This is a genomic window from Rhodococcus sp. W8901 (genome assembly GCF_013348805.1).
Taxonomy (GTDB): domain Bacteria; phylum Actinomycetota; class Actinomycetes; order Mycobacteriales; family Mycobacteriaceae; genus Prescottella.
Genome location: NZ_CP054690.1, coordinates 5,034,679 through 5,059,017, shown reverse-complemented (window position 1 = coordinate 5,059,017; position 24,339 = coordinate 5,034,679). Strand labels below are relative to the sequence as shown.

Here is a 24,339-nt window from a genome sequence, read left to right as displayed (position 1 = left end):
CTAATACCGAATGATCGGTTGGTGTGAGTATGCATGGAAGTGACGCGTGGCACAAGCGTGCGCGGCGCGGTCAGCGGCCTTCGAAGGACGGTGCGCGTTTGGCGAGGAACGCGTCGACCGCGGCGCGATGATCCGCCGATCGTCCCAGATCCTCTTGTGCCGCACGCTCACGCTCGAGCGCCTCGACGAGACCCGTGGACGACGCCGATACGAGGCGCTTCACGTGCATGTGGGCCGCGGTCGGTCCTGACGCGAGTTCGCCCGCCAGCGCCCGGGCGGCATCGACGAGGTCGCCGTCGGGCACGACGCGGTGGACCAGACCCCAGTCGAGGGCCTGGGCGGCCGAGAACCGGTCGCCGAGCATCAACAGGCCCGTCGCACGGCTCGGACCGAGCATCTCGACCAGTGTGTGGCTCAATCCGGAATCGCTCGCCAGCCCGATCCCGGTGAAGGCGGTGGCGAACCTGGCGCTCTCCCCGGCGATCCGGATGTCTCCTGCCAGTGCGATGCCCAGGCCTGCCCCCACGCACGCGCCGTTGATCGCGACGACGACCGGTACGCGCACCGCGGCGAGCGCAGTGAGCAACGGGTTGTAGTGTGCGCCGACGGTGTCCATCGCGCGTGCGGGATCCGCCGCGAGGCCGGCGGCATGCTCGGCGAGATCCTGGCCGACGCAGAAGTTCCTGCCCTCGGCCTCGAGGAGGAGCGCGCGCACCGATCGGTCTCCGGCTACCGTCTCGACCGCCGCCGACAGCTGTTCCTTCGCTGCGCGATCGAGCGCGTTGGACGCGCCGGGTCGGCGCAGGGTGATCGTTGCCAGGCCCGCAGTCGTGGACAGCCCGATCCTGTCGATACCGCTCATGGAATGCATCTCCTGTCAGTGGGATTCGGGCCCGAGTGTCGCCTCAGGACCAGTTGAAGAAGCCTCGGCCCGCCTTGCGGCCGAGTTCGCCTCGCGCCACCTTCTCGCGAAGTAGGGCGGGAGGCCTGAAGCGTTCACCGAGCGTCTCCGTCAGGTGCTCGGCGATGGCGAGTCGAACGTCGAGGCCCACGAGATCGGTGGAACGTAGCGGACCCATGGGGTGCCTGTATCCCAACTCCATTGCACGATCGATGGACTCGGCATCGGCGACACCTTCCTCGAGCATCCGGATCGCCTCGAGCCCGAGACAGACCCCGAGCCGGCTCGTCGCGAAGCCCGGCGAGTCGTTGACCAGCACCTGGGACTTGCCGAGCTGGGAGACCCACGTGCACACCCGCGCCACGACGGCGGTGTCGGTCGACGGAGTCCGGATGATCTCGACGAGCGTCGACGCCGGTACCGGATTGAAGAAGTGCATGCCGACCAGTCGGCGGGGATCATCCAGCACCGCACCGAGTTCGGCGATCGAGATCGAACTGGTGTTGGTCGCGATCACCGTCGCCGGATCGACCGTCTTCTCCACGAGGGAGAGCACACCGAGCTTGAGCTGCACGGATTCCGGGACAGCCTCGACCACGAGATCGAGTCCGGTGGGCAGCTCGTCCGGTGCGTCGACGAGCGACACACGCCCGAGTACCGTTGCCGGATCGGATTCGCCGAGCCTTCGGCGTTCGTGGGCGCGGTCCAGTCCGTCCGAGACCCGGGTCAGTGCCGCCTGTCGGTCGCCGCTCTCGGCGATGGTGACCGTGGAACCGAGCGTCGCGAACACCTGCGCGATGCCGGCGCCCATTCGTCCGCCACCGACGACACCGACGTGGCCGGGGATTGTGTTCGTCATTTCTTCTTCTCCAGAAAGGCCGTCATGCGGTCGTGTTTGTCCCGACTCTCGAACAACACGGCCTGGGCGATGTCGTCGGCGAAGGAGTGGGTCCCGGGTGCATCGGCGATCAGCTTGGTGAGCCTGAGCGCCAGCGGTGCGGAGCGGTTGATGCGATCGACGATGTCGTGTGCGGCAGCGACGTGTTCGCCGGGGGCCACGACGCTGATCACGAGCCCGCAGCGCAGCGCCGCCGCTGCGTCGAGGTTGCGGCCGGCGAGGAGCACCTGCTTGGCGATCGATTTGCCGACCAGTTCCTGCAGGCGATAGCTGGCGCCGGCGGCGGCCATGATGCCGAGACCCGGCTCGGGGTTGCCGAACACCGCGGTTTCCGTCGCGACACGGATGTCGCAGGCGTACGACAGTTCCGCTCCGCCGCCGAGCGCGAATCCGCTCACTGCTGCAACGGTGGGCATCGGCAGCCTGGCGATGCGGTCGAAGAGAGTGCGATTGATACCGGCGAGCGCCTCGTCGCGTCCCCGGTCCCGCAGTTCCGCGATATCGGCACCGCCCGCGAAGTGATCGCCGGATCCGCTGATCAACAACGGCTTGGGTGCGTCCTCGAGGAGCGCGCACACCCGGTGCAGTTCCGAGATCATCTCGGCGTTGATCGCGTTGCGTTGCTGCGGGCGATGGAGGGTGACCACCATCCGGTCGGCACGATCGTCGATCGTCAGGGTATTCACGGCGCCTCACTCGACAGGGGGGCCCGGGCGAGGGCACGGCCCGCGCGCTCGTGTGGGATGCGGGCTCCGCACATCGGGATTACTTGCACCACTTTCGTCTCCTTCGCAGTGTGCTCGTCTCAATTAATAACCGAACCTTCGGTCGGGACGCAAGGGTTCCGACGAATCCGGTCGAACGCGTGACCGGTGCTGAATATTGCATTGAACCTTGACAATCGGACGCCGTACTGGCGATTCTGATTACCGACCGAACGTACGGTGGAAAGAGGTTTTCGTGAGCAGGTTAGTGCAAAGTTACGTTGCCGGGAGCTGGTACACGGCTCCCGATGCTGGAACGCCGCTCCTGAGCGCGGTGGACGGTTCCGAGGTGGCACGCATCTCGTCGACCGGGCTCGACATCGCCGGGATGGTGGCGCATGCTCGTGCGGTCGGCGGGCCCGCCCTGACCGAACTGACCTTCCACGAGCGCGCCGCAGCGCTGAAGGCGTTGGCCCTGACGCTCATGGCCGGCAAGGAAGAGTTCTACGAGCTGTCCACTGCCACCGGCGCGACGCGACGCGACTCCGGTGTCGACATCGACGGTGGCTTCGGAACCCTGCTGAGCTACGCGAGCAAGGCGCGGCGCGAACTACCGAACGACACCGTCCACCTCGACGGGCCCCATGAGCAACTCGGCAAGGCGGGGACCTTCCTCGGCCAGCACGTCTACACCTCGCGTCGCGGTGTCGCCGTCCAGATCAACGCGTTCAACTTCCCGGTGTGGGGCTTCCTCGAGAAGCTCGCGCCGGCATTCATCGCCGGAGTCCCGTCGATCGTGAAGCCGGCCAGCCAGACGGCCTATCTCACCGAACTGGTGTTCCGCCGCATCATCGAGTCCGGACTGCTGCCGGAAGGGTCGGTCCAGCTGCTGTCGGGTAGCGCGCGTGATCTGCTCGACCACCTCGGTGGGCAGGACTCGGTCGCGTTCACCGGATCCGCGGACACCGCGGCGATGCTGCGGGTCCATCCGAGAGTCGTCGCCGAGGGTGTGCACTTCAACGCCGAAGCGGATTCGCTCAACGCCTCCATTCTCGGTGCGGACGTCGAACCCGGCAGCGAGGAGTTCGAGCTCTACGTCAAACAGCTCGTCACGGAGATGACCGTCAAGGCCGGCCAGAAGTGCACTGCGATCCGCCGTGCCCTCGTTCCCTCGGGCCTCGTCGACGACGTGGTCGAGGCCGTGCGGGGCCGCCTGTCGCGGGTCGTGGTCGGGGCCCCCGATGCCGAGGGTGTCACGATGGGCGCCCTGGCGAGCATCGAGCAGCGCGATGAGGTGCTGAAAGCGCTTCGTGGACTGACGAAGTCGGCACGGATCGTGGTGGGGGATCCGGAGAACTTCGAGGTCGTGGGGGCGGACAGGCTGACCGGCGCCTTCCTGCCTCCGATCCTGCTGCGCTGCGATGACAAGGCCGCCGACGAGCCACACGACATCGAGGCGTTCGGGCCGGTGAGCACGGTGATCGGATACGACGGTACCGCCGAGCTGATCGAATTCGCGGCCCGCGGCAAGGGCAGCCTCGTGGCCTCCGTCGTCACCCGCGACGCCGGGCTCGCCCGCGACATCGTGCTGGGGCTCGCGCCCTTCCACGGCCGCGTCCTGGTTCTCAACCGGGACGATGCGCGGGAATCGACCGGACACGGCTCGCCGCTTCCCGTGCTCGTCCACGGTGGTCCGGGCCGCGCTGGTGGCGGTGAGGAGCTCGGTGGCATCCGTGGAGTCCTGCATCACATGCAGCGCACCGCGGTCCAGGCGACCCCCGACATCCTGACTGCCGTCGGCAATCGTTGGGTTCCCGGGTCGCGGCGAACCGACGACGGTGTCCATCCGTTCCGGAAGAACCTGGCGGAGTTGCGGATCGGTGACACGGTCGTCGGAGGACCGCGGCAGGTCGCACTGGCGGACATCGACCACTTCGCGGAGTTCACCGGCGACACCTTCTATGCGCACACCGATCCTGATGCCGCGGCAGCGAACCCCCTCTTCGGCGGCATCGTCGCACACGGCTACCTCGTGGTCTCGCTCGCGGCCGGGCTGTTCGTCGAGCCGAACCCGGGACCGGTCCTCGCGAACTTCGGCGTCGACAATCTGCGTTTTCTGACCCCGGTGAAGGCGGGCGACAGCCTCACCGTGACGTTGACCGCGAAGCTGATCACACCGCGCAGCAGCGCCGACTACGGCGAGGTGCGGTGGGATGCCGTGGTCGCGAATCAGGACGGCGATGCTGTCGCGACCTACGACGTCCTCACCCTCGTTGCCAAGGGAGCGTCCAGCGGTGGAGGGCGCTGACATGGGCTGCAGGGTGGTGGTCTGTTACGGCCACCCCGAGGATTCAGGTGCTTTCGACGCCCACTACCGCACCACGCACATTCCGTTGGCGCGCAAGATCCCCGGCCTGTCCGGCTACACGTGGGGAAAGTGCAGCGCACTCGACGGCGCCGCCCCTGCCTACTATGCGATTGCGTCGCTGTGCTTCCCCGATGCCGAGACGATGCACGCCGGACTGGCGTCGAAGGAGATGCGGGACGCCGCCAGGGATGTCCGCAACTTCGCCACCGGAGGGGTGACGATGTACACGCTGGAAGAGGAATCGGTGCACGGCGGGGAGGGAGAAGTATGACAGTCGAATTCCCCTCGGCGCAAGAGATGTTCGAGGCCGATGTGGCGTCCCGGGCGTTGGGGATCGAGGTGCGCGAACTGTTCCCGGGCCGTGCGGTCGCGTCGATGACGGTCCGCGAGACCATGGTGAACGGGCACGGAATCACGCACGGCGGATTCGTGTTCACCCTTGCGGACACGGCATTTGCGCTCGCGTGCAACGGGTACGACGAGCCGGCGGTCGCCGCTCGGGCGGACATCCGGTTCCTGGCCCCCACGCGACTGGGCGACGAGCTGATTGCCGAGGCGGTCGAGCGGGAACGCTACGGCCGCAACGGTATCTACGATGTCACCGTCCGGGTTCGAGGCAAGTCCGTCGCTGAGTTCCGTGGCGACAGTCGGTTCGTCGCGCGCTCTCGGTGAGCCGGCTTCCGGCCCCGGATTCCGGGACAGGAGCGCGCCCGCCGCGGCAGACACGCCGTGTCGGGTGCGCAGCCTGTGGGGCCGGACCAGGCCTGGAGTCCGACGCTGATGGCCGAAGTCCTTGCGGTTGATGGTGGTGAAGGCCTCGATTGATGTGGCCGTCACGCTGCTCGTTTGCGGTTCGTCACCCTGCCGGGCGGGAATCCGCGTATTCGTGCGGGGGGCCGCACGAACGCCCTCGCCCGGAGACCGATCGGTCTCGATTCTTCCTAGTGTCCGGTGGGGCCGACTCGGGCCTCTGGCCGGCAACCGGGTTTGTCGGACAGATACTTTCGGTGAGGAGAGTTGATGGGTGTATCGATGGCGCGTCGGGGGGCAGGCCTGGTTCTGGCCGCCGCGGCGATTGCCGGTGCGGGAGCGATGACGGCGGCGCCGGCGGGCGCTGCGCCGATGGCAGCCCAGCCGGGTCAGTTGACCGTCAACGGTGGTGGCGATGACGGGATGACCGGGTGGATCCAGGCCCAACCTGTCAATTGGGTCAGGTACGGGTCCACCTCGAATTATCCGGCACCCAATCTTGTCAACAGTGCCGGGCAAGTCACGGGTACGTTCCCTGGCGGTATCAGTCTCTTCGCGGGTTCAGGCGGCTACAACAGCGGCCATCGTATGTGGCAGATGGTGGACACGACCCCCTCTGCGGCATCGATCGACGCGGGCGCCGCGACGGCAAACGTGTCCGCACTGCTCGGTGGGTACCTGACCGACAACGACAAGGTCGAGATCAACTACAAATTCCTCGATGTCGACGGCACGGAGATCAGCAGCATCACGCTGCCGCCGGTAACGCCCGCAGAGCGAGGCAACGCAACCGGATTCGTGCGCCGGCAACAGTCCGCCCCAGTTCCCGCGGGCACGCGCCAAATCGGCGTCGAAGCAAACTTCTCGCCCGGAACGGACCTGAACGATACCGACGCTGTCGTGGACAACATCTTGCTGTTTCTGGATGCGCCGCTGGGGAATCTGCAGGTGACGACGTCGTCGGATGCGTCGGGTGCGGTGTCGGACGGCCAGGTGGTGAACTACACGACCACGTTCACGAACACCGGTGGTCAGCCGGTGGCCGTGGACCAGGCGCTGGTGTTGTCGGGTCTGCTCGACGATGCGGATCTGGTGTCGGGGCCGACGAGCAGCGATGCGGCGCTGACGGTGTCGCCGAACGGTGGCAACTACGGTGTCGCGGGCACGGTGGCGCCGGGGCAGTCGGTGACGGTGACCTATGCGGTGGCGGTCAAGCCGTTCGCGTCGCAGGGTGACCACAATCTCGTTGCGGCGGTGACGGATCCGGCTGCTGCTCCGGCGCAGGCTCCGGCCAGCTGCACGGGTATCGCCGTGTGTGCGGAGGTGCCCACGGCCGACAGCGCGGCCGTGCCGATGGTGAACCCGGCTGTCGCGGGTGGCGCGGCTGCGGTCGTACTCGCCGGTGGCGGCGTGTTCTGGGCGGTCCGTCGTCGGGCGACCGCGTCCTGACGGGCTGACATGACAGCGCACCCGTCACGGCTTGCACTTCTGCCGTGACGGGTGCGCAGTCTGTGGGGCCTGGATCAGGCCTGGAGGCCGGCCTCGATCTCGAGGTTGATGGCGATCTTGTCGCCGACGACGGCGCCGCCACCCTCGAGCGGCATCTCGATGCTGATGCCGAAGTCCTTGCGGTTGATGGTGGTGGAGGCCTCGAAACCGGCAACCGGGCCGTTGCCCATGCCCGGGTTGACGCCCAGGAACTCGAGCGCCAGCTCGACCGGCTTGGTCACACCGTGCAGCGTGAACTCGCCCTCGACCACGAAGTTCGAGCCCGCGGGGCGAACGCCCGTGGAGACGAACGTGGCCGTCGGGAACTGCTCGACGTCGAAGAAATCGGCCGACTTGATGTGGCCGTCACGCTGCTCGCTGTTGGTGTCGATGGACGCGACCTGGATCTCGGCCTGCACGGACGGCAGACCGTCCTCGCCGACCGTGATCGAACCGCTGAAGTCGTTGAACGTGCCACGGACCTTGCTGACCACCAGGTGGCGGACCATGAAGCCGACGGTCGAGTGGGACTGGTCGATGGCCCAGGTGCCGGCGGACAGGTTGGGCAGGGTGATGGCAGTGGTCATGTGTGTGCTCCCGATGCAAGTAGTTGAAACTTCAAAGACTGTGGTTACAACGGTGGCACCGGTCCGGGCATTCCGCAACCGGAGGTGACCTCGCTCACGCTGCGCGATTTGCGCACTTATCGGTGTTCGCGGCAGGGCGCGGGTACCGCTACGTGCGCGAATCGGGGGAGGGGGTGCGGGTGGACGCGGCGAGAACGGCCTGCAGTGTGGACGCCGTCACCGACTGGTCGAAGCCGACACCCCAGTGCGCGGTCCCGTCACCGTTGCCGCACTGGGCGTAGGTGACCGCGCGGCTGTCGCTGCCCGAGCCCACCGACTGCTGCCCGAATGAGAGCACCTCCACGGTATGGCCGTGCTCGGCCAGGATCCGGGTGAGCGCCTCGACCGGCCCGGTGCCCGAGGCCTCGCCGGCCACCGTCGAGTCGTCGAACTCGGCCCGCACCCGCAGGTGATCGCCGCCCTCTCGATGCTCGATCGACCACTGGCCCAGTCGGCCGTCGAAGCCGTACTCGGCGTGCAGCAACTCCCACAACTGCTCGGCGGTGATCTCCGCGCCGCTGTCGTCGGTGGCCCGCTGGACGCGTTTCGCGAAGTCGATCTGCAGTGGCCGCGGCAGGTCGATGCCGTACCCGGTCTGCAGCAGATACGCGATCCCGCCCTTGCCCGACTGGCTGTTCACGCGGATCACCGCCTCGTAGTCGCGACCCACGTCGCGTGGGTCGATCGGCAGATACGGCACATCCCACGGCGCCGTGCTCGGATCGATTCCCGCCGCCTCGGCCGACGCGTAGTGGTGCGCGAATCCCTTCTTGATCGCGTCCTGGTGGGTGCCCGAGAACGCGGTGTACACCAGATCGCCGCCGTACGGGTGCCTCTCGTGCACGTCGATTCGGTTGCAGTGCTCCACGGTTCGCTTGACGGCATCGATGTCCGAGAAGTCGATCATCGGGTCGACGCCCTGCGCGTGCAGGTTGAGGGCAAGCGTCACCAGGTCGACGTTGCCGGTGCGCTCGCCATTGCCGAACAGGCAACCCTCCACGCGCTGTGCGCCGGCCAGTACCGCCAGTTCGGCGCACGCCACCCCGGTGCCGCGGTCGTTGTGTGGGTGTACCGACAGGATCACCGAGTCACGCCGCGTCAGGTTCCGGTGCATGTACTCGATCTGGTCGGCGTACACGTTGGGCGTCGAGATCTCCACCGTCGCAGGGAGGTTGTGGATCACCGGGCGGTCGGGGGAGGCGTCCCACAGTTCGGTCAGGCTGTCGCACACCTCCAGTACGTAATCGGGTTCGGTCAGGTTGAACACCTCGGGCGAGAACTCGAACCGCACCCCGGGCTGCCGCTCGCCGCAGCGGGCCACGTCCTGCGCGGCGTCGAAGATCAAGCGGTGCAGCGCCTCCCGGTCGTGGCCCAGGACCACGTCGCGCCACGTCGGCGCCGTCGCGGTGTACATGTGCAGCACCACGTTCGGCAGTCCGCGCACCGACTCGAAGGTGCGCTCGATGAGATCCGTTCGCGCCGCGGTGAACACGACGATCGTGACGTCGTCGGGCACCAGGGACTGCTCGGCCAGGTCGCGGACGAAGTCGAAGTCCGTCTGGCTGGCCGACGGGTAGCCGACCTCGATCTCCTTGTAGCCCATGGCGACCATCAGGTCGAAGAAGCGCCGCTTGCGGGCCGGGTCCATCGGTTCGGCGAGGGCCTGGTTGCCGTCGCGCAGATCGACCGGCACCCACAGCGGTGCGACGGTGGTGCGGGCGGTGGGCCAGTGGCGTTCGGTCAGCGGCACCGGAACCCGTTCGGAGTACGGGCGGTAGCGGTGGCTGGGCATGGACGACGGGCGCTGGCGATTCCAGTTCATGGCGTGACTCCTGTGCGGGTCGGAAGGGTCGACCGGCACGACGGAACCCCGCGGCGGGGTGCCGGTCCGGTCAGACCCCGCCGCGGCAGCCGAGGAGCAGTCCGCGATAAGCCATGCAGGCTAAGCTAGAGCAAAACAACTTGTCTGACAACCTGAGGAGTTTGGGTGACCGCCCCACTGACCCGCAGCCTGCTGGCCGATCAGGCCGCCGAACAGTTACGACGCCGGCTGCAGGCGGGGGAGTGGGCGATCGGTTCGAAACTTCCCGGCGAGACCACCCTTGCCGGCGAACTCGGCATCGGACGGTCCACGATCCGCGAGGCGCTGCGGATGCTCGCCGGGCAGGGGATGCTGCGGCCGAAGCAGGGATCCGGTGTGTTCGTCGAACGGCTCGAACCCGAGGCCGACGGCTGGGAGGCGGTGGTGCGGACCGAGGCGATCGCCGCCGTCGTCGAGGTGCGCACCGCGATCGAGGTGGAGGCCGCCCGGCTCGCGGCCTCCCGCGCCACCGCCGCCGACATCGCCGCGATGCGCCGGGCCCTCGACCTGCGCGCGGCCGCCGCCGACGCACCCGACCGGGAGTTCGTCGACGCCGACATCGAGGTCCACCGCGCGGTCGTCCTGGCCGCGCACAACCCGGTGCTGACGGAGCTGTTCGAGACGTTCACGCCGAGACTGGCGGAGGCGCTCGTCGACATGATCGCGCTGCTCGGGCTGCGCGATCGGCACGCCGAACCGAACGCCGACGAGCATCTCGCGCTCGTCGAGGCCATCGCCGCCGGCGACGTCGAGCAGGCCGTCCGGGTCAGCCGCGCGCACCTCGAGGCGATGGCAGCCGACCTCGGTTGACGGCCGAGGTCACTCGGTTACTTCTGTGGGTGGCCGTGGCATCTCGATGTGCGGATCGCGAATCGACGACGTCGGATCCGACACGTCCCGCCGCTCCGGCAACGCCGTCGGGTCGCGCTGTTCGAGTTCGACGTCGAACCCCGGATCCTCGTGCTGCCGATCGCGGAAGAGGAACAGGAAGACGATCCAGCCGACGATCGCGACGAGGATGAAGCTCACGCCGCGGTAGACGAACGCGGCCGCCACCGCCTGCGACGCGCTGATGCTCGCCGCGGTGGTGAGGGCGGCGATCAGCGTCGCGTCCACGTAGACCAGGCCGCCCGGCGCGCCCGGAATCGTCGCGACCGCCTTGCCCGCCGCGAAGGCGATCAGCAGTCCCGCGAGCAACGGATCAGCGCCGATCGCGAAGCATGCCGCACCCAGACACACCACGTCCGCGACCCGGTGGACCGCCGACCAGCCCAGTGTCAGCGCCGCGTCACGTTTGCCCAGCTGGACCGAGTCGAGCTGCTCGATCGTGGTGCGGACCGCGTCCATGCCGGTGTCGGCGGGCTTGCCGCGTAGCCGGTTCACCCGGATCAGCACCCATCGCGCGGCGGCCCCGATCGAATCGGGATGCGCCGAGACGTACCGGCCCGCGTACAGCAGCGCGATCAGCCCGGCCACCGAGAACAACAGCGTGAACGGGCTCACCGACCCGCCGACCAGCAGCGCACCCGACACACCGATCAGTGCGAGACCCGCGGCCGCGATCACGCCGGAGATCGCGAGCTGCCACGACGCGACCAGCGGACTGGCACCCCAGCGTCGGGTCTCCTTGTACGTGAACGCCGTCGAGAAGACCTGCCCCGCGGGCAGGGTCAACGCCATCGCCGTCGACCCGTAGATCACCGCGACGGACTTGCGCTGGCTCACCGCCACACCGCCGGCGCGCAGCAGTTGCTTCTGGACGCGGCCGTAGCCACTCAGCGACACCGCCTGCGCGACGACACACAGCGCCAACCAGCCCCAATGGATCTCCGACAGGGCCTGCCACGACTCGTGCAGCCGCGGCCACAGATAGATGCCCTCGCCGATCAGCAGCGCCAGCAGCAGGACACCGGCCACCCACTTGAGCCACCAGAAGCGACCGCGCGGCCGACTCGTGTCGCCGCCTCGGGGGTCGGGCTCCGGCTGTGCCACGAGCCCAGCGTAACCAAGCCTGCTCACATCACTCCGGATACAGCACCGGCCACGCCAGATGCGTGTTGCGGCGACGGCCCCGCAACTGCACCTGATCACCCAGCTCCCAGTGCGCCTGCTCCTCGTCGTCGGCGAAGTACAGGGCGCTGGTCGAGGCCAGGACCCGGCTCGGACGCAGCTTCGCCAGCTCGGTGAGACGCGCCGCCTCGTTCACCGGGTCGCCGATCACCGTGTACTCGAACCGCTCGGCCGCGCCGATGTTGCCGGCGACCGCGAGGCCCGCCGACACGCCGATGCCGATGTCGAGGCCGGTGATCTCGTTGAGCGCGAACCGCAGCTCGCGCGCCGCCGCCAGCGCGGCGGTCGGCGCGTCCGGACGGTCCAGCGGGGCGCCGAAGATCGCGAGCGCCGCGTCGCCCATGAACTTGTTGACGAACCCGTGATGCCGGTCCACGACGTCCACGATCACGCGGAAGAACTCGTTGAGCAGCTCGACGACCTCGCCCGGCGGACGTTCGGCCGCCGCACCGGTGGAACCGACCATGTCGACGAACAGGACCGCGACGAAACGGGTCTCGCCGCCCAGCTCGGTACCGAACTGCAGCGCTCGCCGGGCGACGTCCTCGCCGACGTGCTGACCGAACAGCTCACGCAGCAGCTTCCGCTCGTCGCCCTCGCGCATCATCCGGTTGAAGCCGACCTGCAGGCGACCGATCTCGGAGCCGTCGAACACCTCCACCCGCACGTCCGTCTCGCCGCGCTGCACCCGTTCGATCGCGCGGCGCAGCTGCCGGATCGGATCGGAGATCTGACTGGCGGTGAGCATCGACAATGCGAACGCCTGGCCGATCGTCATGATCGACAGCAGCAGGATCGCCCACGCCAGTGCTCCCGGCGAGAACTCGAGATCGGTGGTCAGCTGGGTGACACACAGCAGGATGATGCCGATGACCGGCATCAGTGTGCCCAGCCCCCACGTCATCGCCAGCCGGGTGCCGACGCCGGGCGCCATCGTCCGGTCGAACTGGCCCTCGCTGAGCGCCTGCGCCGCGACGGGACGCAGGATCCGCTCGCCGAGCATGTACGTGAAGCCGAACGTCGTGGTCGCGGCCATGCAGACCGTGACGACGACGGCCACCGCGAGTTCCGGCATCTCCTCGACGGTCAGCAGTACGAAGATCACGCCGCCGAGGAACCACAACGCCAGATGCACGATCGCCTGACGCAGCGGCGCGTGCAGCGCGGCCATCTGCTCACCGCGCGTCGGCGGCCCGCCCCGCAGCTGCCAGCGGATCACCGACCGCAGCATCATCGCCGCGGCCGTCAGACTCACGACGCCGGCGAAGACGAGGTACGTGCTGAATACGGCGAAGTTCCGGACGTGGTCGTTGATGATGTCGGCCGACTCCGGAATCGGGATGCCGTACCGGACGAACGCGAACACCAACACCGCGCCGATCAGGTTCGCCCCGAGCATCGAGAGCATGTAGAGAGGCCAACGACTGCGAATCGTCAGCGCCACTGCTCGGTACGAAGCCCACACGACCTCATAATTTAGCGGGACATCCTTCGCGGCCCGGCAGCGCACACGGTTGCCGCGCCAGACGGTCGTTTCGCCGCCACCGACGGTCGTCCTCCCGATACGCTCGCGCGGTGAGCGACAAGGATCCGGAAGAGGCCGCCCCACCGGCGGAATCGGAGGCGTCCGCGGTGCCGACGACGGCGCCGGCCCGGCCGGTGTCGGACGCCGTCCACCCGCTCGTCCGAATCGGCGCAGCGTGGACGTGGCGCCTGCTGGTGCTGTTCGCCGGACTGCTCGCCCTCGGGTTCGTCGTCTCGAAGCTCGAGGCGGTCGTCATCCCGGTCGCGATCGCGCTGCTCGCGTCGGCGCTGTTGATGCCCGCCGTGGACTGGATGCACCGCCGCGGTGTGCCCCGCTCCGGCGCCGTGATCATCGCGGTCGTCGGCACGATGGGCGTCGTCGGCGCGATCCTGGCGTTCGTCGTGGAACAGTTCGTCGAGGGACTGCCCGTCCTGAGCGACCAGTTCACCGCCAGCGTCACCACGGTGCAGGACTGGCTCACCGAGGGGCCGCTGCACTTCAGCGAGGACCAGATCCGGCACGCCGGCGACAACGTCGTCAAGGCCATCCAATCCAATCAGGAGGCGCTGACCAGCGGTGCGCTCACCACCGCGACCGTCGTCGGGGAGATCTTCGCCGGCGCGTTCCTCACCCTGTTCACGCTCATCTTCTTCCTGTACGGCGGCGACCAGGTGTGGGAGTTCGTCACCCGGCTGATCCCGAGGAGCCAGCGCGGACGCGTCCGACTGGCCGGGCGGCAGGGATTCAATTCCCTGGTCGGCTACACCCGGGCGACGGTGGCCGTGGCCGCGGCCGACGCGATCGGCATCGGCGCAGGGCTCGCGATCCTCGGGGTGCCGCTCGCACTGCCCCTCGCCTCGCTCGTCTTCATCGGCGCGTTCATCCCGATCGTCGGCGCCTTCGTCACCGGCTTCCTCGCCGTCCTGGTCGCCCTGGTGACCAAGGGCCTGCTCACCGCCCTGATCGTGCTCGGCATCATCATCGGCATCATGCAGCTCGAAGGGCACGTGCTGCAGCCGCTGCTGCTCGGCCGCGCGGTGCGCCTGCATCCTCTCGCCGTGGTCCTCGCGATCACCACCGGCATCGTGCTCGCGGGCATCGTCGGCGGCCTGCTGGCCGTTCCGATCGTCGCGTTCCTGAACACGGCAGTTCGCTCGCTGTGCGCCGAGGACCAGGAGGAGGCCGAGGAGGCCTACGAGTCCCTCGCCAGCACCGACCCGTCGGTGCCGATGTTCCCCGCGACACCGGACGAACCCGATGACGGCGACCTCGGGCGACCCGCCGCACCACGCGACTGAGAACTATCCTTGCCGGAATGGAGGCAAGAGATCTGCGGGTATCGGACGCGGAACGCGAACACGTCGGTGAGTTGCTGCAACGCGCGGTGGGTCAGGGAATGCTGTCGCTCGGCGAGTTCACCGAACGGATGGACACCGCGCTGGCCGCGAAGACCCGCGGTGAGCTGAACGCGGTGCTCGTCGATCTGCCCGGAATGCAGATCGACCCGGCCTACTTCGCCGGCCAGCACCCGACGTCGGCGCCGGTCCCCGCGGCACCGGTTCCTCCGCCCGCGACGGTCCCGGTCGCGGGCCCGCCGACCGGGTACGCCACCGGCCACCCGGCGCAGCAGCCCCTGGTCATCCGCAGTCGGATGTCGACGATCACCCGCAAGGGCCGCTGGAACGTCCCGCCGACCCTGTTCCTCGACTCCCGGATGGGCACCTCGACCCTCGACTTCACCGAGGCCGTCATGCAGACACAGGTGGTGCATCTGACCGTCGACGACTACTGCGGGTCGGTGACGCTGGTCGTTCCGACCGAGGCGACCGTCGACCTCAACGGGGTCGACGCCGTCGCGGGCTCGGTGTCGAACAAGGTCCGGACCGGCCCGCCCTACGGGCCGCTGCACCTCGTGGTGCGGGGTCGGATCCGGTTCGGGTCGATCACCGCGCGCCATCCGTACGGCACGGCGCTGCGCAAGATGCTCGGCAGCTGACGGTCAGTCGTCGTCGCGGTGGCGGGCGAGCAGCTCGCTGACGCTCACCGCGACACCGTCACCGCGACGATGGCGCCCGGTGTCGGTGTCGGACAGATCGTCGTTTGCGCCGTGCCGAGCCGCGGGCTCTGGTGCCGGGACCGGCTCGGGTGCCGGCGCCGGCCGGGGCTCCGGGGCGGGTGCGGGTTCGGCGGCGGCAGGCTTCACGACCGGCATGACACCGGTGTTCGGTGCCCGCAGCGCGGCCAGCCACGCGACCTCTCCGTCGTCGTCCGAGGTGGACGGCCGCGGACGTCTCTCGGGCTTCGGGGCAGGGGCGGTCGCGACCGGTTCCGGGGTCGGCGGCGCGGTCGGTTGCTGCGGCTGCTCGGACGGTTCGGGTCGCGTAGCGCCGCGACGCGGCGTGGCCGCACGGGCCCGCGGGGTCGTCGGGATCCGGGGGATCGGCTGCGTCAGGGGGTCGGAGTCACGAGTCGCGCCGGCCGGAGCCACAGCGAGGACCTGCTCGGGGTTGGGCGCAGCGGCCGGTGCATCCGTCGCCGTCAGCTCGGGAACGTCACCCGGGAGTTCGCTGTCGAGGATCGGTTCGCCGAGCCCGACCTTCTCCTGGATGCGCTTCATCCAGGCAGGCGCCCACCAGCAGTCGTCGCCGAGCAGCTTCATCACCGCCGGCACCAGGAACATGCGGATCAGGGTCGCGTCGATGACGAGCGCCGAGATCATGCCGTATGCGATGTACTTCATCATCACCAGCTCGGAGAATCCGAACGCGCCGGTGACGACGATCAGGATCAGTGCGGCCGCGGTGATGATCCGGCCGGTGTGCGCGGTGCCGATCCGGATGGCCTCGGTGGTGCTGGCGCCCTGCGATCTGGCCTCGACCATGCGGGAGAGCAGGAACACCTCGTAGTCGATGGACAGGCCGTAGATGATCGCGACGATCAGCACCAGGACCGGGGACGTGATCGGTCCGGGCGTGAAGTTCAGCAGACCCGAGCCGTGGCCGTCGATGAAGATCCAGGTGAGGATGCCGAGCGTCGCGCCGAGGCCGAGCGCGCTCATCAGCACGGCCTTGATGGGCAGCACCAGCGAGCCGAATGCCAGGAACATCAGCAGCGTCGTGAGGGTCAGGACCGTGACGATCATGAGCGGCAGGTTGTCGAGCAGCGCACTGATGCTGTCCTGCTCGATCGCCGGGGTGCCGCCGACGAGGACGTCCACGCCGTCCGGGATGTCCATCGCGCGCAGATAGTCGATGGTGGGGGCGGAGTCGTTGCGGTCGACCAGACCGGCCTTGAGGACCTGGACGCCGTCCTTCGCGGGGCCGGTGATCGAGAACTTCTCGACCAGGCCGGGCGCCCCGCTCGCGGTCTTGAGGATCTGGCCCACCTGGGTGCCGTCGGCGCCCTCGATGACCAGTTTCACCGGTTCGGTGCGGTTACCGGGGAACAGTTCGTCGAACTGTTCCTGCGCCATCCGCGTCGGGTTGTTCGTCGGGAGGTAGTCCTCGTTGATGCCACCGAACTTGATGCCCGTCAGCGGGATGATCATGAGCAGCAACCCGACCACGATGGGGATCGTGACCTTGATCGGGTTGCGCATCACCCAGCGAGTGAGGCGGCCCCAGATGCTGGACTCGATCTCCTCGGTCGACTTGATCTGGCCGAACCGCTTGAGGCCGAACTTGTCGATCCGCCGGCCCAGGATGCTCAGGATCGCGGGCAGCACCGTGACCGAGGTGAACGCCGCCAACAGCACCGTCGCGATCGCGCCGTACGCGACGGACTTGAGGAAGCCCTGCGGGAACAGGATCAGACCGCCGAGGCTGACCGCGATCATCGTCGCGGAGAACAGCACGGTGCGGCCCGCGGTCATCACAGTGCGGCGCACCGCGTCCTTGGTGTTGCGCCCGTCGCCGAGTTCCTCGCGGAAACGGCTGACGATGAACAGGCCGTAGTCGATCGCCAGACCCAACCCGATCAGTGAGACCACCGACGCGACGAACACGTTGATCTCGGCGAAGTGCGTGAACACCCGCACGATGCCGTTGGCGCTGAGGATCGTCAGACCACCGACTATCAGTGGCAGGGCAGCGGCGATGACGCCACCGAACACGAAGAACAGCAGCACCCCGACCGCCGGGATTGCGATGAGCTCCATGCGTTTGAGGTCGTTGGCCATCGTGTCGTTGATGGCGCTCGCGACCGGCTGCATGCCGGCAAGCTGGACCTCGACCCCGTCGATGTCGAAGGCGTCCCGCACCTCACGAAAGTTGTTGGTGATCGCGGTGTCGTTGTCGCCCTTCAGCGCGACACTGACGATCGCATGGGAGCGGTCCTCGGTGGCCAGAGCCGGCAGCCGCGGCGTGTTCGGCAACGTGAAGTAGCTGCCGTTGAACTTCGCGACCTCGTCGGGATGCTCCTGCACCAGTCGCTGCAGGCTGTCGGTGACCTTCGCAGTGAACTCCGGGTCGTCGACCGTCTTTCCCTCGGGGGCGGTGTACATCGCCACGACGTCACCGTTGGTGTCCCGGCCGAAGGTCCCGTCGGCGAGCTTGGCCGCCGCCACGGACTCCGAGCCGGGGTCGTCCCAGCCGCTCTGACTGAGGTGGTCACCGAGACCGGAACCGTAGGCGCCCAGCGCCAACAGTCCGGCCACCATCACTGCGATGACGGTGAAACGGGCTCGGTAGACCAGATCTCCCCAGCGAGCAAACACGTATGGACTCCTCAGCGCCCGACAAGCAGGGCGGAAAGCGGGCGGAACGGCTGCAACCAGGCGCCCTCGTCGGGCAGGGATTCCAGGCTGACCCGTGGCAGAGGCTCACGGAAGACACCCGGAATGTCCTCGAGATCGACGAAGTCCAGGATGTCGGACGAGACCGCCCAGCTGGCGTGCTCACGGAACCCGAGAACCTGCACCGGCACGCCGGTTGCTGCGATGTCCTCCAACGGCTCACGGAAGGCCTGTCCGTCGGCGGAAGCGACCATGACACCGGCCAGACCCTCACCACGGCGGAGCTCGATGTGGTGGAGCATGTCGGCATCGACGTCGCTGTCCTCCTCCACCTTCGGCTTGGCGAACACCGCGAAGCCCACATTACGCAAGGCCTCCACCCAGGGGCGGACAACATCCGCGCTACCAGGGGCGATGTTCGTGAAGACCGTCGCCTCGGGCTCGAGTACGGCAGTTTCGGTGGCGGAAAGCTCGGCGGTGCGGGAGAGCAACCAACGGCCCAGCGCGTCGAACCGCGGCCGGTACGCGGCCGTCGGGCGACCGCCGAGGATCGCGCCCAGGCCCATGTCGAGATTCGGGGCGTCCCAGACGAGAAGCACCCGCTTGTGACGGATGTCGCGGCCGTCGCCCTCAGGGGAATTGGTAGCCGTGCCCGGCGTGCTGAGACTCATTACTTGATCTTCCCCCAGATGAGTTCTGTAATGGCGCTTCCGACCTTGTGCGCCTTGTCCTCGAACTTCGTGACCGGTCGCTCGTGCGTCATCGGCGACTCCCAATCGAGTTCGGTGAGGAGCGGCTCCGCGTTTCCGGCCTCGGCGATCGCCTCGGCGTACTCGGCGTGATCAGTCGCGACGTGCAGCACTCCGCCCGGCTTCAAGCGGCTCGCGATCAGCGCGAACGTGGGCGCCTGCAGCAGCCGACGCTTGTGGTGGCGGGCTTTGGGCCACGGATCCGGGAAGAAGACACGGACGCCGGTCAGCGACTCGGGCGCGACCATGTTCTCGAGCACCTCGACGGCGTCGCCGCGCAGCACCCGGACGTTCGGGATCTCCTCGCGCTCGACCGTCTGCAGCAACTGCGCCAGACCCGGCCGGTAGACCTCCACCGCGATGAGGTTCACGTGCGGCTCCGCCTTGGCCATCGCGGCCGTCGCGGTGCCGGTCCCGGAACCGATCTCGATGATCAGCGGTGCCTCGCGGCCGAACCAGGCGGTGGTGTCGAGCAGCTCGTCGCCCACCTCGGCGCCGATCGTCGGCCACATCCGATCCCACGCGCCCTGCTGCGGGTCCGTCAGCGAACCGCGCCGGGACCGGAAGCTCGTCACCCGCGGGTACAGGCGCGACCCCCGCGACTCACCGGTCGTTTCCTCCGCAGCGGAGTCGGCAGCAGAGTTGTCGATGTCGTCGTGCGGGATCTCGGGTGCATCCTGATGGGCGTCGTTCACCCGACCATTGTCACGTATGTCCACGATCACGGGCCGACTCGGTCTGCAGATAATATGGACACTTTGGTCTGGTTCGGTGGCGGGGATACCCCGAAATCCAGGCGTTCTCCCTGGTAGTCGGCGGTATTCTCGGCGGCGGAGGTCCCGGGCAGGGGAGTGGGTCGGGTGGGGGAGGTAACGGTGGGGAACGGAACTGTCGTGGAGCACAGGGCCGCGACGACAGCGGAACTGGCGCAGCTCGGCCGGTTCGCCGCGGGTGTCGGCGGCGCGCCACTGCGTGCCCTGGACGACTACCGGGAACCGATTCGGATCCAGGTCGTCGGCCGTGCCGGTGCCGGGCGCACCACCACCGTCGGCCTGCTCGAGCGGTCCGGGTTCACGGACGTGGCCGAGTCGACGGCCGTCGACGCCCCCGAATCGGCCGACCCCGACTTCGACGGCGACGTCGTCGTCTACCTGCTCGCCGGTGCTCCGCGCACGCCCGACGTCGAGGCACTGCGGCGCGCGCCGCGCGATGTCACGGTCGCGATCCTCGGCAAGGCCGACATGCTCGGGTCCTGGGCGGTGGCGGTGCGGACGGCGATCGAGTGCACCGCCGAGACCGGGGTACCGACCGTGCCGATGGTGGCGGGCCCGGACCCGGACACTTCCGTCGGAGTCGACGACGTGGTGTCCGCCGTCGCCGACTGCGTCCGCAGCGCGCAGGCCGCGCGGACCCGGACGCTGCTGCGCGCGCTCGCCGAGGCCGCGGCCCCCGGGCCGCACCGGGACGCCGTCGAGCAGTACCTGCGCAGCGACGAGGCCGTCCACGCGGCGGCGCGGGCCGCCCGGTCGCTGCCCGACGGCCCGGCGAATCGGCGACGGGTCGAGTCGGCGCTCCGGCGGGCCCGCGTCCGCGAGGCCGTCCGGTGACCGAGGTCGGCGGGTTTCCACCCGACGCACAGCGGATCGTCGAGCGGTGGAACCCGGACGGACTGCGGGGATGGCGGGAGGATGCTCGGACCGGGATGCGATCCGTGCACGTGGTCGCGGTGCGCGGGATCGACCCGAGACCGGTCCTCGACGCCCTTGCACCGTTCGAGCCCGCGATCGACGCACCGGACGGCGCCGGCGTCGTGGTGATGGTGCTCGACGCGGCCTCGGTCCTGGGGCGGGACGAGCTCGCCGCGCTCGACGCGGCCGCGCACGACGTCGAACGCGTCGTCTTCGTGTCGACCGGCGCCGGCGAGCATCCGGACCGGGACTCGGTGCGGGAGCGGGACGAGGCGCTGCTGCGGGCGCACTCGATCAGATTCGCCGACGTCCGGGTCCTGTCCTCGCCGGATCTAATGACCGCGGCGGTGCGCGAGGCGCTCGCCGAGGACCCGGACACCACGGCCCAGCGCAACGCGCGCCGCGGAGCCGTCTCGCTGGTGGAACGGACGTGTCGACAGATCACCGGCACCGCGCGGGCCCTGCGTGACGGCAGCGACGAGGCCGCCGCCGCGCTGCGTGCGCGCAGGACCCGGCTCGCGATGGAGCGGGACGGGGGCCGGGCCGAGCGGCTCGGCCGGTTGCGCGCCGACGTCCAGCGCGCCCGCGTCGACCTGCTGCACGAGGCCGGCGGCCGGGTCCGGGCGGTGTCGGCGACGGCGCGGACGGAGATCGATCGTGCGGGACGCCGCGAACTGCAGGCCTTCCCGGAACGGATGGGCCACCTGGCCGCCGCAGCCACCGCCGAGCTCGACGCCGCGGTCGAGCGGCACCTCGGCGAGCTGGTCCGTCGGGCCGGGGTGTCCGATGTCCCGCCTGCGGACGCGGGTCGACCGGCGGCCGCGCCGTCGGGGCCGGAGCCGCGGCACCGCGGTGTCGAGGACGGGATGATGGTCGTCGTCGGCGCATCGGCCGGTGTGGGCCTGGGACGTCTCGCGGTGGCGCCGATCTCGATGGTGCCGGCGCTCGACATCGCGACCATCCCGATCGCTCTCATGCTCGGCGGCGCCGCGGCCTGGTGGCTGGCGCGGTCCCGCCGCCTGGTCGCGGACCGGGCACACCTGCGGCAGTGGGCGTCGGACACGACCGCGCAGCTGCGGGCCGAACTGGAGCAGCGCGTGTTGGGGCGGATCCTCGAGACCGAGGCCGCGGTGGGTGCCCGCATCGTCGCGGACAGTCGCGCCGCCACCGTCACCGTCGACGAGGAGTTGGCCGCCCTCGACGTCGAGGCCCGGCGTCTCGCGACGGAACGCAGCGGCCGGCTCGCGTCCTGCGAGCGGGACCACGCCGTCCTCCTGCGGGTGCTCGAGGGGTTCTCGGGGCTCGCGGGGCACTGAGGAACGCCGACGAACGCGGTGGAACCGAGTGGAGCGGCGGCGCGTCCAACGTCGTAGCCACAGTTGTAGTGGCACGACCAGCGGGAGGCATCATGATCACGACCGACGATGTGACGGGAAACCTGCCGGACGTCGATCTCGACTCGTTCGGGGCCGACTCGGGTGCGGTGCACCTGACCGGGCCTGCGCACGACATCGACGGCGACGGCATCCTCGACACCCAGACCTTCGAGGTCGACGACGCGATGATCGTCGCGAGCGACCTGGACGGCGACGGCGACGCCGACAACCTGACCATCGTCGGCGGCCACGGCGACTACTCGTCCTGGGAATTCCATCGGGACGCCGACGGCGGGGAGCGGTGGGAACGCACCGACGAGGGGACCCTCGGCGCGTAGCGAACGCGCAGGTCCGCTGCCGCGGCAGGATCCCGTCGTCGTCTGAATCGTTCCTGTGACCGAACCGACGACACCCGGTTCCCCCAACCTGGACGCGCGGCGTTAACCTCTATAGCTAGGACACCCGGCACCCGTGTCCTTCGTTCGTTGTCCACGGTGACGTACGTGAGCAGCAGCGGAGTGGGCGGGCTGCACCCCGCCGAGAGGGGGAAATCGGTTCGGCTTACCTCTCAGCCCCGTCATGTGCGGGGCTGACGTGGTTGGATCGGTTCCCGGCCCCACCCCAGGAGAGTTTGATGACCTCAGCGACCATCCCCGGTCTGAACGGAACTGACGGCACACCCCCCACTGAGCACAGCGAGCTGCTCGCCTGGGTGCAAGAGGTTGCCGAGCTGACCCAGCCCGACCGGGTCGTCTTCGCGGACGGCTCCGACGAGGAGTGGGAGCGCCTGACCGATCAGCTCGTCGAGGCCGGGACGTTCACCCGTCTCAACGAGGAGAAGAAGCCGAACTCGTTCCTCGGCAACTCCGACCCGTCCGACGTTGCGCGCGTCGAGTCCCGCACGTACATCTGCTCGAAGGAGCAGATCGACGCCGGCCCGACCAACAACTGGATGGACCCGACCGAGATGCGGGCCCTCATGACGGACCTGTACCGCGGCAGCATGCGCGGTCGCACCATGTACGTGGTGCCGTTCTGCATGGGTCCCCTCGGCGCCGACGACCCGAAGCTGGGCGTCGAGATCACCGACTCCGAGTACGTCGTCGTCTCGATGCGCATCATGACCCGCATGGGCAAGGCCGCGCTCGAGAAGATGGGCACCGACCGCCCGTTCGTGAAGGCGCTGCACTCGGTGGGCGCTCCGCTGGTGGGCGACGTCGCTGATGTTCCCTGGCCGTGCAACGACACCAAGTACATCACCCACTTCCCCGAGGACCGCGAGATCTGGAGCTACGGCTCCGGCTACGGCGGCAACGCTCTGCTGGGCAAGAAGTGCTACTCGCTGCGTATCGCCTCCGCGATGGCGCACGACGAGGGCTGGCTGGCCGAGCACATGCTGATCCTCAAGCTGATCTCGCCCGAGGACAAGGCCTACTACGTCGCCGCGGCATTCCCGTCGGCGTGTGGCAAGACCAACCTCGCGATGATCCAGCCGACCATCCCGGGCTGGCGTGCCGAGACCCTCGGTGACGACATCGCGTGGATGCGTTTCGGTGAGGACGGCCGTCTGTACGCCGTCAACCCGGAGTTCGGTTTCTTCGGCGTCGCGCCGGGCACCAACCACGGCTCCAACCCCAACGCCATGAAGACGGTCGAGGCGGGCAACACGCTGTACACCAACGTCGGCCTGACCGACGACGGTGACGTGTGGTGGGAGGGTCTGGAAGAGACACCTCAGCATCTCCTTGATTGGAAGGGCAACGACTGGACCCCCGAGTCCGGCACCAACGCTGCCCACCCGAACTCGCGTTACTGCACCCCGATGTCGCAGTGCCCGATCCTGGCCCCCGAGTGGGACGACCCGCAGGGTGTCCCGATCTCGGCGATCCTGTTCGGTGGACGTCGCAAGACCACGGTTCCGCTGGTCAGTGAGTCGTTCGACTGGCAGCACGGCACCTTCCTCGGTGCGACGCTGTCGTCCGAGCAGACCGCTGCGGCTGAGGGCAAGGTCGGCGCCGTGCGCCGCGACCCGATGGCGATGCTGCCGTTCCTCGGCTACAACGCCGGTGACTACCTGAACCACTGGATCAACCTCGGCAAGAACGCCGACTCGGAGAAGCTCCCCAAGATCTTCTACGTGAACTGGTTCCGTCGTGGCGACGACGGCCGCTTCCTGTGGCCCGGTTTCGGCGAGAACTCCCGCGTGCTGAAGTGGATCATCGACCGCATCGAGCACAAGGCCGACGCCGTCAGCACCCCGATCGGTTTCGTCCCGACCGCCGCCGACCTCACGCTCGACGGCCTGGACGTCGAGGCCGCGGATGTCGACGAGGCCCTGGCCGTGAACGTCGAGGAGTGGAAGGCCGAGATCCCGCTCATCGAGGAGTGGCTCGAGTTCCTCGGCGAGAAGGTGCCTTCGGGCGTCCGCGACGAGTTCGAGGCCCTGAAGCAGCGCCTGAGCTGATCCCCGTTTCGTAGCCGAATGTCACATTGGTTCAGTCCAACTGAACCGATGTGACATTCGGCGTTCAGGGGGTTGGCGGGTGTGGGCTCCACGTCGGCGCCCCAAGATGTCGTCGTGTGTATACGTTCGTACATGAGCG

At 68.7% G+C, this 24,339-nt stretch carries 21 protein-coding genes; 11 read left to right on the top strand and 10 right to left on the bottom strand.

The annotated features are described in order from the left end of the window. Positions 1–70 precede the first annotated feature (70 nt). From HUN07_RS23580 to HUN07_RS23570, 3 genes are read right to left on the bottom strand one after another with little or no spacing between them, the layout of a single operon-like run. Complete coding sequence (locus HUN07_RS23580) at positions 71–862, bottom strand: enoyl-CoA hydratase-related protein (protein WP_174913305.1); 792 nt, start codon at positions 860–862, stop codon at positions 71–73. A 43-nt stretch (positions 863–905) separates the two neighbouring features. Then, positions 906–1,760 (bottom strand): 3-hydroxyacyl-CoA dehydrogenase family protein, encoded by an 855-nt coding sequence (locus HUN07_RS23575; protein ID WP_174913302.1) that lies wholly within the window; start codon positions 1,758–1,760, stop codon positions 906–908. Then, positions 1,757–2,485, bottom strand: coding sequence for an enoyl-CoA hydratase/isomerase family protein (locus HUN07_RS23570; RefSeq protein ID WP_114723297.1), 729 nt, complete (start codon positions 2,483–2,485; stop codon positions 1,757–1,759). The genes HUN07_RS23575 and HUN07_RS23570 overlap by 4 nt, the downstream gene beginning before the upstream one ends. Before the next feature lie 274 nt (positions 2,486–2,759). Here HUN07_RS23570 and paaZ point away from each other — a divergent pair, with 274 nt between their 5' ends. From paaZ to HUN07_RS23550, 4 genes are all read left to right on the top strand, one after another. Then, the gene (gene paaZ / locus HUN07_RS23565) at positions 2,760–4,811 is read left to right on the top strand and encodes a phenylacetic acid degradation bifunctional protein PaaZ (RefSeq protein ID WP_174913299.1); all 2,052 of its coding nucleotides are present in this window, start codon (positions 2,760–2,762) and stop codon (positions 4,809–4,811) included. A 1-nt stretch (position 4,812) separates the two neighbouring features. After that, a complete protein-coding gene (locus tag HUN07_RS23560; protein WP_114723364.1) occupies positions 4,813–5,142 on the top strand; it encodes an EthD family reductase in 330 nt (109 codons plus the stop codon). Further along, the gene (paaI, locus tag HUN07_RS23555; RefSeq protein WP_114723299.1) at positions 5,139–5,543 is read left to right on the top strand and encodes a hydroxyphenylacetyl-CoA thioesterase PaaI; all 405 of its coding nucleotides are present in this window, start codon (positions 5,139–5,141) and stop codon (positions 5,541–5,543) included. The genes HUN07_RS23560 and paaI overlap by 4 nt, the downstream gene beginning before the upstream one ends. 675 nt (positions 5,544–6,218) lie before the next feature. Next, positions 6,219–7,070, top strand: a complete 852-nt coding sequence (locus HUN07_RS23550) for a DUF7927 domain-containing protein (RefSeq protein ID WP_114723300.1) — start codon at positions 6,219–6,221, stop codon at positions 7,068–7,070. Positions 7,071–7,144: 74 nt separating this feature from the next. On the opposite strand, the gene HUN07_RS23545 is transcribed toward HUN07_RS23550, so the two are convergent. Beyond that, positions 7,145–7,696, bottom strand: a complete 552-nt coding sequence (locus tag HUN07_RS23545) for a YceI family protein (RefSeq protein ID WP_114723301.1) — start codon at positions 7,694–7,696, stop codon at positions 7,145–7,147. 148 nt (positions 7,697–7,844) lie between these two features. Beyond that, entirely contained in the window at positions 7,845–9,557 is a 1,713-nt protein-coding gene (locus HUN07_RS23540) for a 2-isopropylmalate synthase (protein WP_174913296.1), read from the bottom strand. A gap of 165 nt (positions 9,558–9,722) precedes the next feature. Here HUN07_RS23540 and HUN07_RS23535 point away from each other — a divergent pair, with 165 nt between their 5' ends. Continuing rightward, the gene (locus HUN07_RS23535) at positions 9,723–10,406 is read left to right on the top strand and encodes a FadR/GntR family transcriptional regulator (RefSeq protein WP_114723303.1); all 684 of its coding nucleotides are present in this window, start codon (positions 9,723–9,725) and stop codon (positions 10,404–10,406) included. Positions 10,407–10,415: 9 nt separating this feature from the next. On the opposite strand, the gene HUN07_RS23530 is transcribed toward HUN07_RS23535, so the two are convergent. Both HUN07_RS23530 and HUN07_RS23525 read right to left on the bottom strand, forming a co-directional pair. Next, the gene (locus HUN07_RS23530) at positions 10,416–11,588 is read right to left on the bottom strand and encodes a lysylphosphatidylglycerol synthase transmembrane domain-containing protein (RefSeq protein WP_114723304.1); all 1,173 of its coding nucleotides are present in this window, start codon (positions 11,586–11,588) and stop codon (positions 10,416–10,418) included. A 28-nt stretch (positions 11,589–11,616) separates the two neighbouring features. After that, positions 11,617–13,074, bottom strand: a complete 1,458-nt coding sequence (locus tag HUN07_RS23525; protein ID WP_114723305.1) for an adenylate/guanylate cyclase domain-containing protein — start codon at positions 13,072–13,074, stop codon at positions 11,617–11,619. A 224-nt stretch (positions 13,075–13,298) separates the two neighbouring features. Here HUN07_RS23525 and HUN07_RS23520 point away from each other — a divergent pair, with 224 nt between their 5' ends. Together HUN07_RS23520 and HUN07_RS23515 are read left to right on the top strand one after the other, a co-directional pair. Beyond that, the gene (locus HUN07_RS23520; RefSeq protein ID WP_114723365.1) at positions 13,299–14,489 is read left to right on the top strand and encodes an AI-2E family transporter; all 1,191 of its coding nucleotides are present in this window, start codon (positions 13,299–13,301) and stop codon (positions 14,487–14,489) included. Between the two features lie 17 nt (positions 14,490–14,506). Then, a complete protein-coding gene (locus tag HUN07_RS23515) occupies positions 14,507–15,187 on the top strand; it encodes a DUF1707 SHOCT-like domain-containing protein (protein ID WP_114723306.1) in 681 nt (226 codons plus the stop codon). A gap of 3 nt (positions 15,188–15,190) precedes the next feature. On the opposite strand, the gene HUN07_RS23510 is transcribed toward HUN07_RS23515, so the two are convergent. The 3 genes from HUN07_RS23510 to trmB are packed head-to-tail and all read right to left on the bottom strand — an operon-like array spanning position 15,191 to position 19,385. After that, the gene (locus tag HUN07_RS23510) at positions 15,191–17,905 is read right to left on the bottom strand and encodes an MMPL family transporter (RefSeq protein ID WP_114723307.1); all 2,715 of its coding nucleotides are present in this window, start codon (positions 17,903–17,905) and stop codon (positions 15,191–15,193) included. An 11-nt stretch (positions 17,906–17,916) separates the two neighbouring features. Beyond that, positions 17,917–18,594, bottom strand: a complete 678-nt coding sequence (locus tag HUN07_RS23505) for an NYN domain-containing protein (protein WP_114723308.1) — start codon at positions 18,592–18,594, stop codon at positions 17,917–17,919. After that, positions 18,594–19,385, bottom strand: coding sequence for a tRNA (guanosine(46)-N7)-methyltransferase TrmB (trmB, locus tag HUN07_RS23500; RefSeq protein WP_114723366.1), 792 nt, complete (start codon positions 19,383–19,385; stop codon positions 18,594–18,596). The genes HUN07_RS23505 and trmB overlap by 1 nt, the downstream gene beginning before the upstream one ends. A gap of 162 nt (positions 19,386–19,547) precedes the next feature. Here trmB and HUN07_RS23495 point away from each other — a divergent pair, with 162 nt between their 5' ends. The 4 genes from HUN07_RS23495 (at position 19,548) to HUN07_RS23480 (ending at position 24,200) form a co-directional block, all read left to right on the top strand. Continuing rightward, positions 19,548–20,279 carry a hypothetical protein gene (locus HUN07_RS23495; RefSeq protein WP_254622652.1) on the top strand — a complete coding sequence of 244 codons (732 nt, stop codon included), beginning with the start codon at positions 19,548–19,550 and terminating at the stop codon, positions 20,277–20,279. Then, positions 20,276–21,676, top strand: a complete 1,401-nt coding sequence (locus tag HUN07_RS23490) for a hypothetical protein (protein WP_174913293.1) — start codon at positions 20,276–20,278, stop codon at positions 21,674–21,676. Before HUN07_RS23495 ends, HUN07_RS23490 begins: the two co-directional genes overlap by 4 nt. Before the next feature lie 92 nt (positions 21,677–21,768). Next, positions 21,769–22,074, top strand: a complete 306-nt coding sequence (locus HUN07_RS23485) for a DUF6802 family protein (RefSeq protein WP_114723311.1) — start codon at positions 21,769–21,771, stop codon at positions 22,072–22,074. 296 nt (positions 22,075–22,370) lie between these two features. After that, positions 22,371–24,200, top strand: a complete 1,830-nt coding sequence (locus tag HUN07_RS23480; protein ID WP_114723312.1) for a phosphoenolpyruvate carboxykinase (GTP) — start codon at positions 22,371–22,373, stop codon at positions 24,198–24,200. Positions 24,201–24,339: the final 139 nt, after the last annotated feature.

Excerpts from the sequence above, each read along its gene's own strand:
- HUN07_RS23545 (WP_114723301.1), bottom strand. The coding sequence starts at position 7,696 with ATGACCACTGCCATCACCCTGCCCAACCTGTCCGCCGGCACCTGGGCC.
- HUN07_RS23550 (WP_114723300.1), top strand. The coding sequence starts at position 6,219 with ATGGTGGACACGACCCCCTCTGCGGCATCGATCGACGCGGGCGCCGCG.
- HUN07_RS23525 (WP_114723305.1), bottom strand. The coding sequence starts at position 13,074 with ATGCTCTCGATGCTCGGGGCGAACCTGATCGGCGCGGTGTTGGTGTTC.
- HUN07_RS23480 (WP_114723312.1), top strand. The coding sequence starts at position 22,371 with ATGACCTCAGCGACCATCCCCGGTCTGAACGGAACTGACGGCACACCC.
- HUN07_RS23580 (WP_174913305.1), bottom strand. The coding sequence starts at position 862 with ATGAGCGGTATCGACAGGATCGGGCTGTCCACGACTGCGGGCCTGGCA.
- paaI (WP_114723299.1), top strand. The coding sequence starts at position 5,139 with ATGACAGTCGAATTCCCCTCGGCGCAAGAGATGTTCGAGGCCGATGTG.
- HUN07_RS23560 (WP_114723364.1), top strand. The coding sequence starts at position 4,813 with ATGGGCTGCAGGGTGGTGGTCTGTTACGGCCACCCCGAGGATTCAGGT.
- HUN07_RS23540 (WP_174913296.1), bottom strand. The coding sequence starts at position 9,557 with ATGAACTGGAATCGCCAGCGCCCGTCGTCCATGCCCAGCCACCGCTAC.
- HUN07_RS23505 (WP_114723308.1), bottom strand. The coding sequence starts at position 18,594 with ATGAGTCTCAGCACGCCGGGCACGGCTACCAATTCCCCTGAGGGCGAC.
- HUN07_RS23575 (WP_174913302.1), bottom strand. The coding sequence starts at position 1,760 with ATGACGAACACAATCCCCGGCCACGTCGGTGTCGTCGGTGGCGGACGA.
- HUN07_RS23515 (WP_114723306.1), top strand. The coding sequence starts at position 14,507 with ATGGAGGCAAGAGATCTGCGGGTATCGGACGCGGAACGCGAACACGTC.
- HUN07_RS23485 (WP_114723311.1), top strand. The coding sequence starts at position 21,769 with ATGATCACGACCGACGATGTGACGGGAAACCTGCCGGACGTCGATCTC.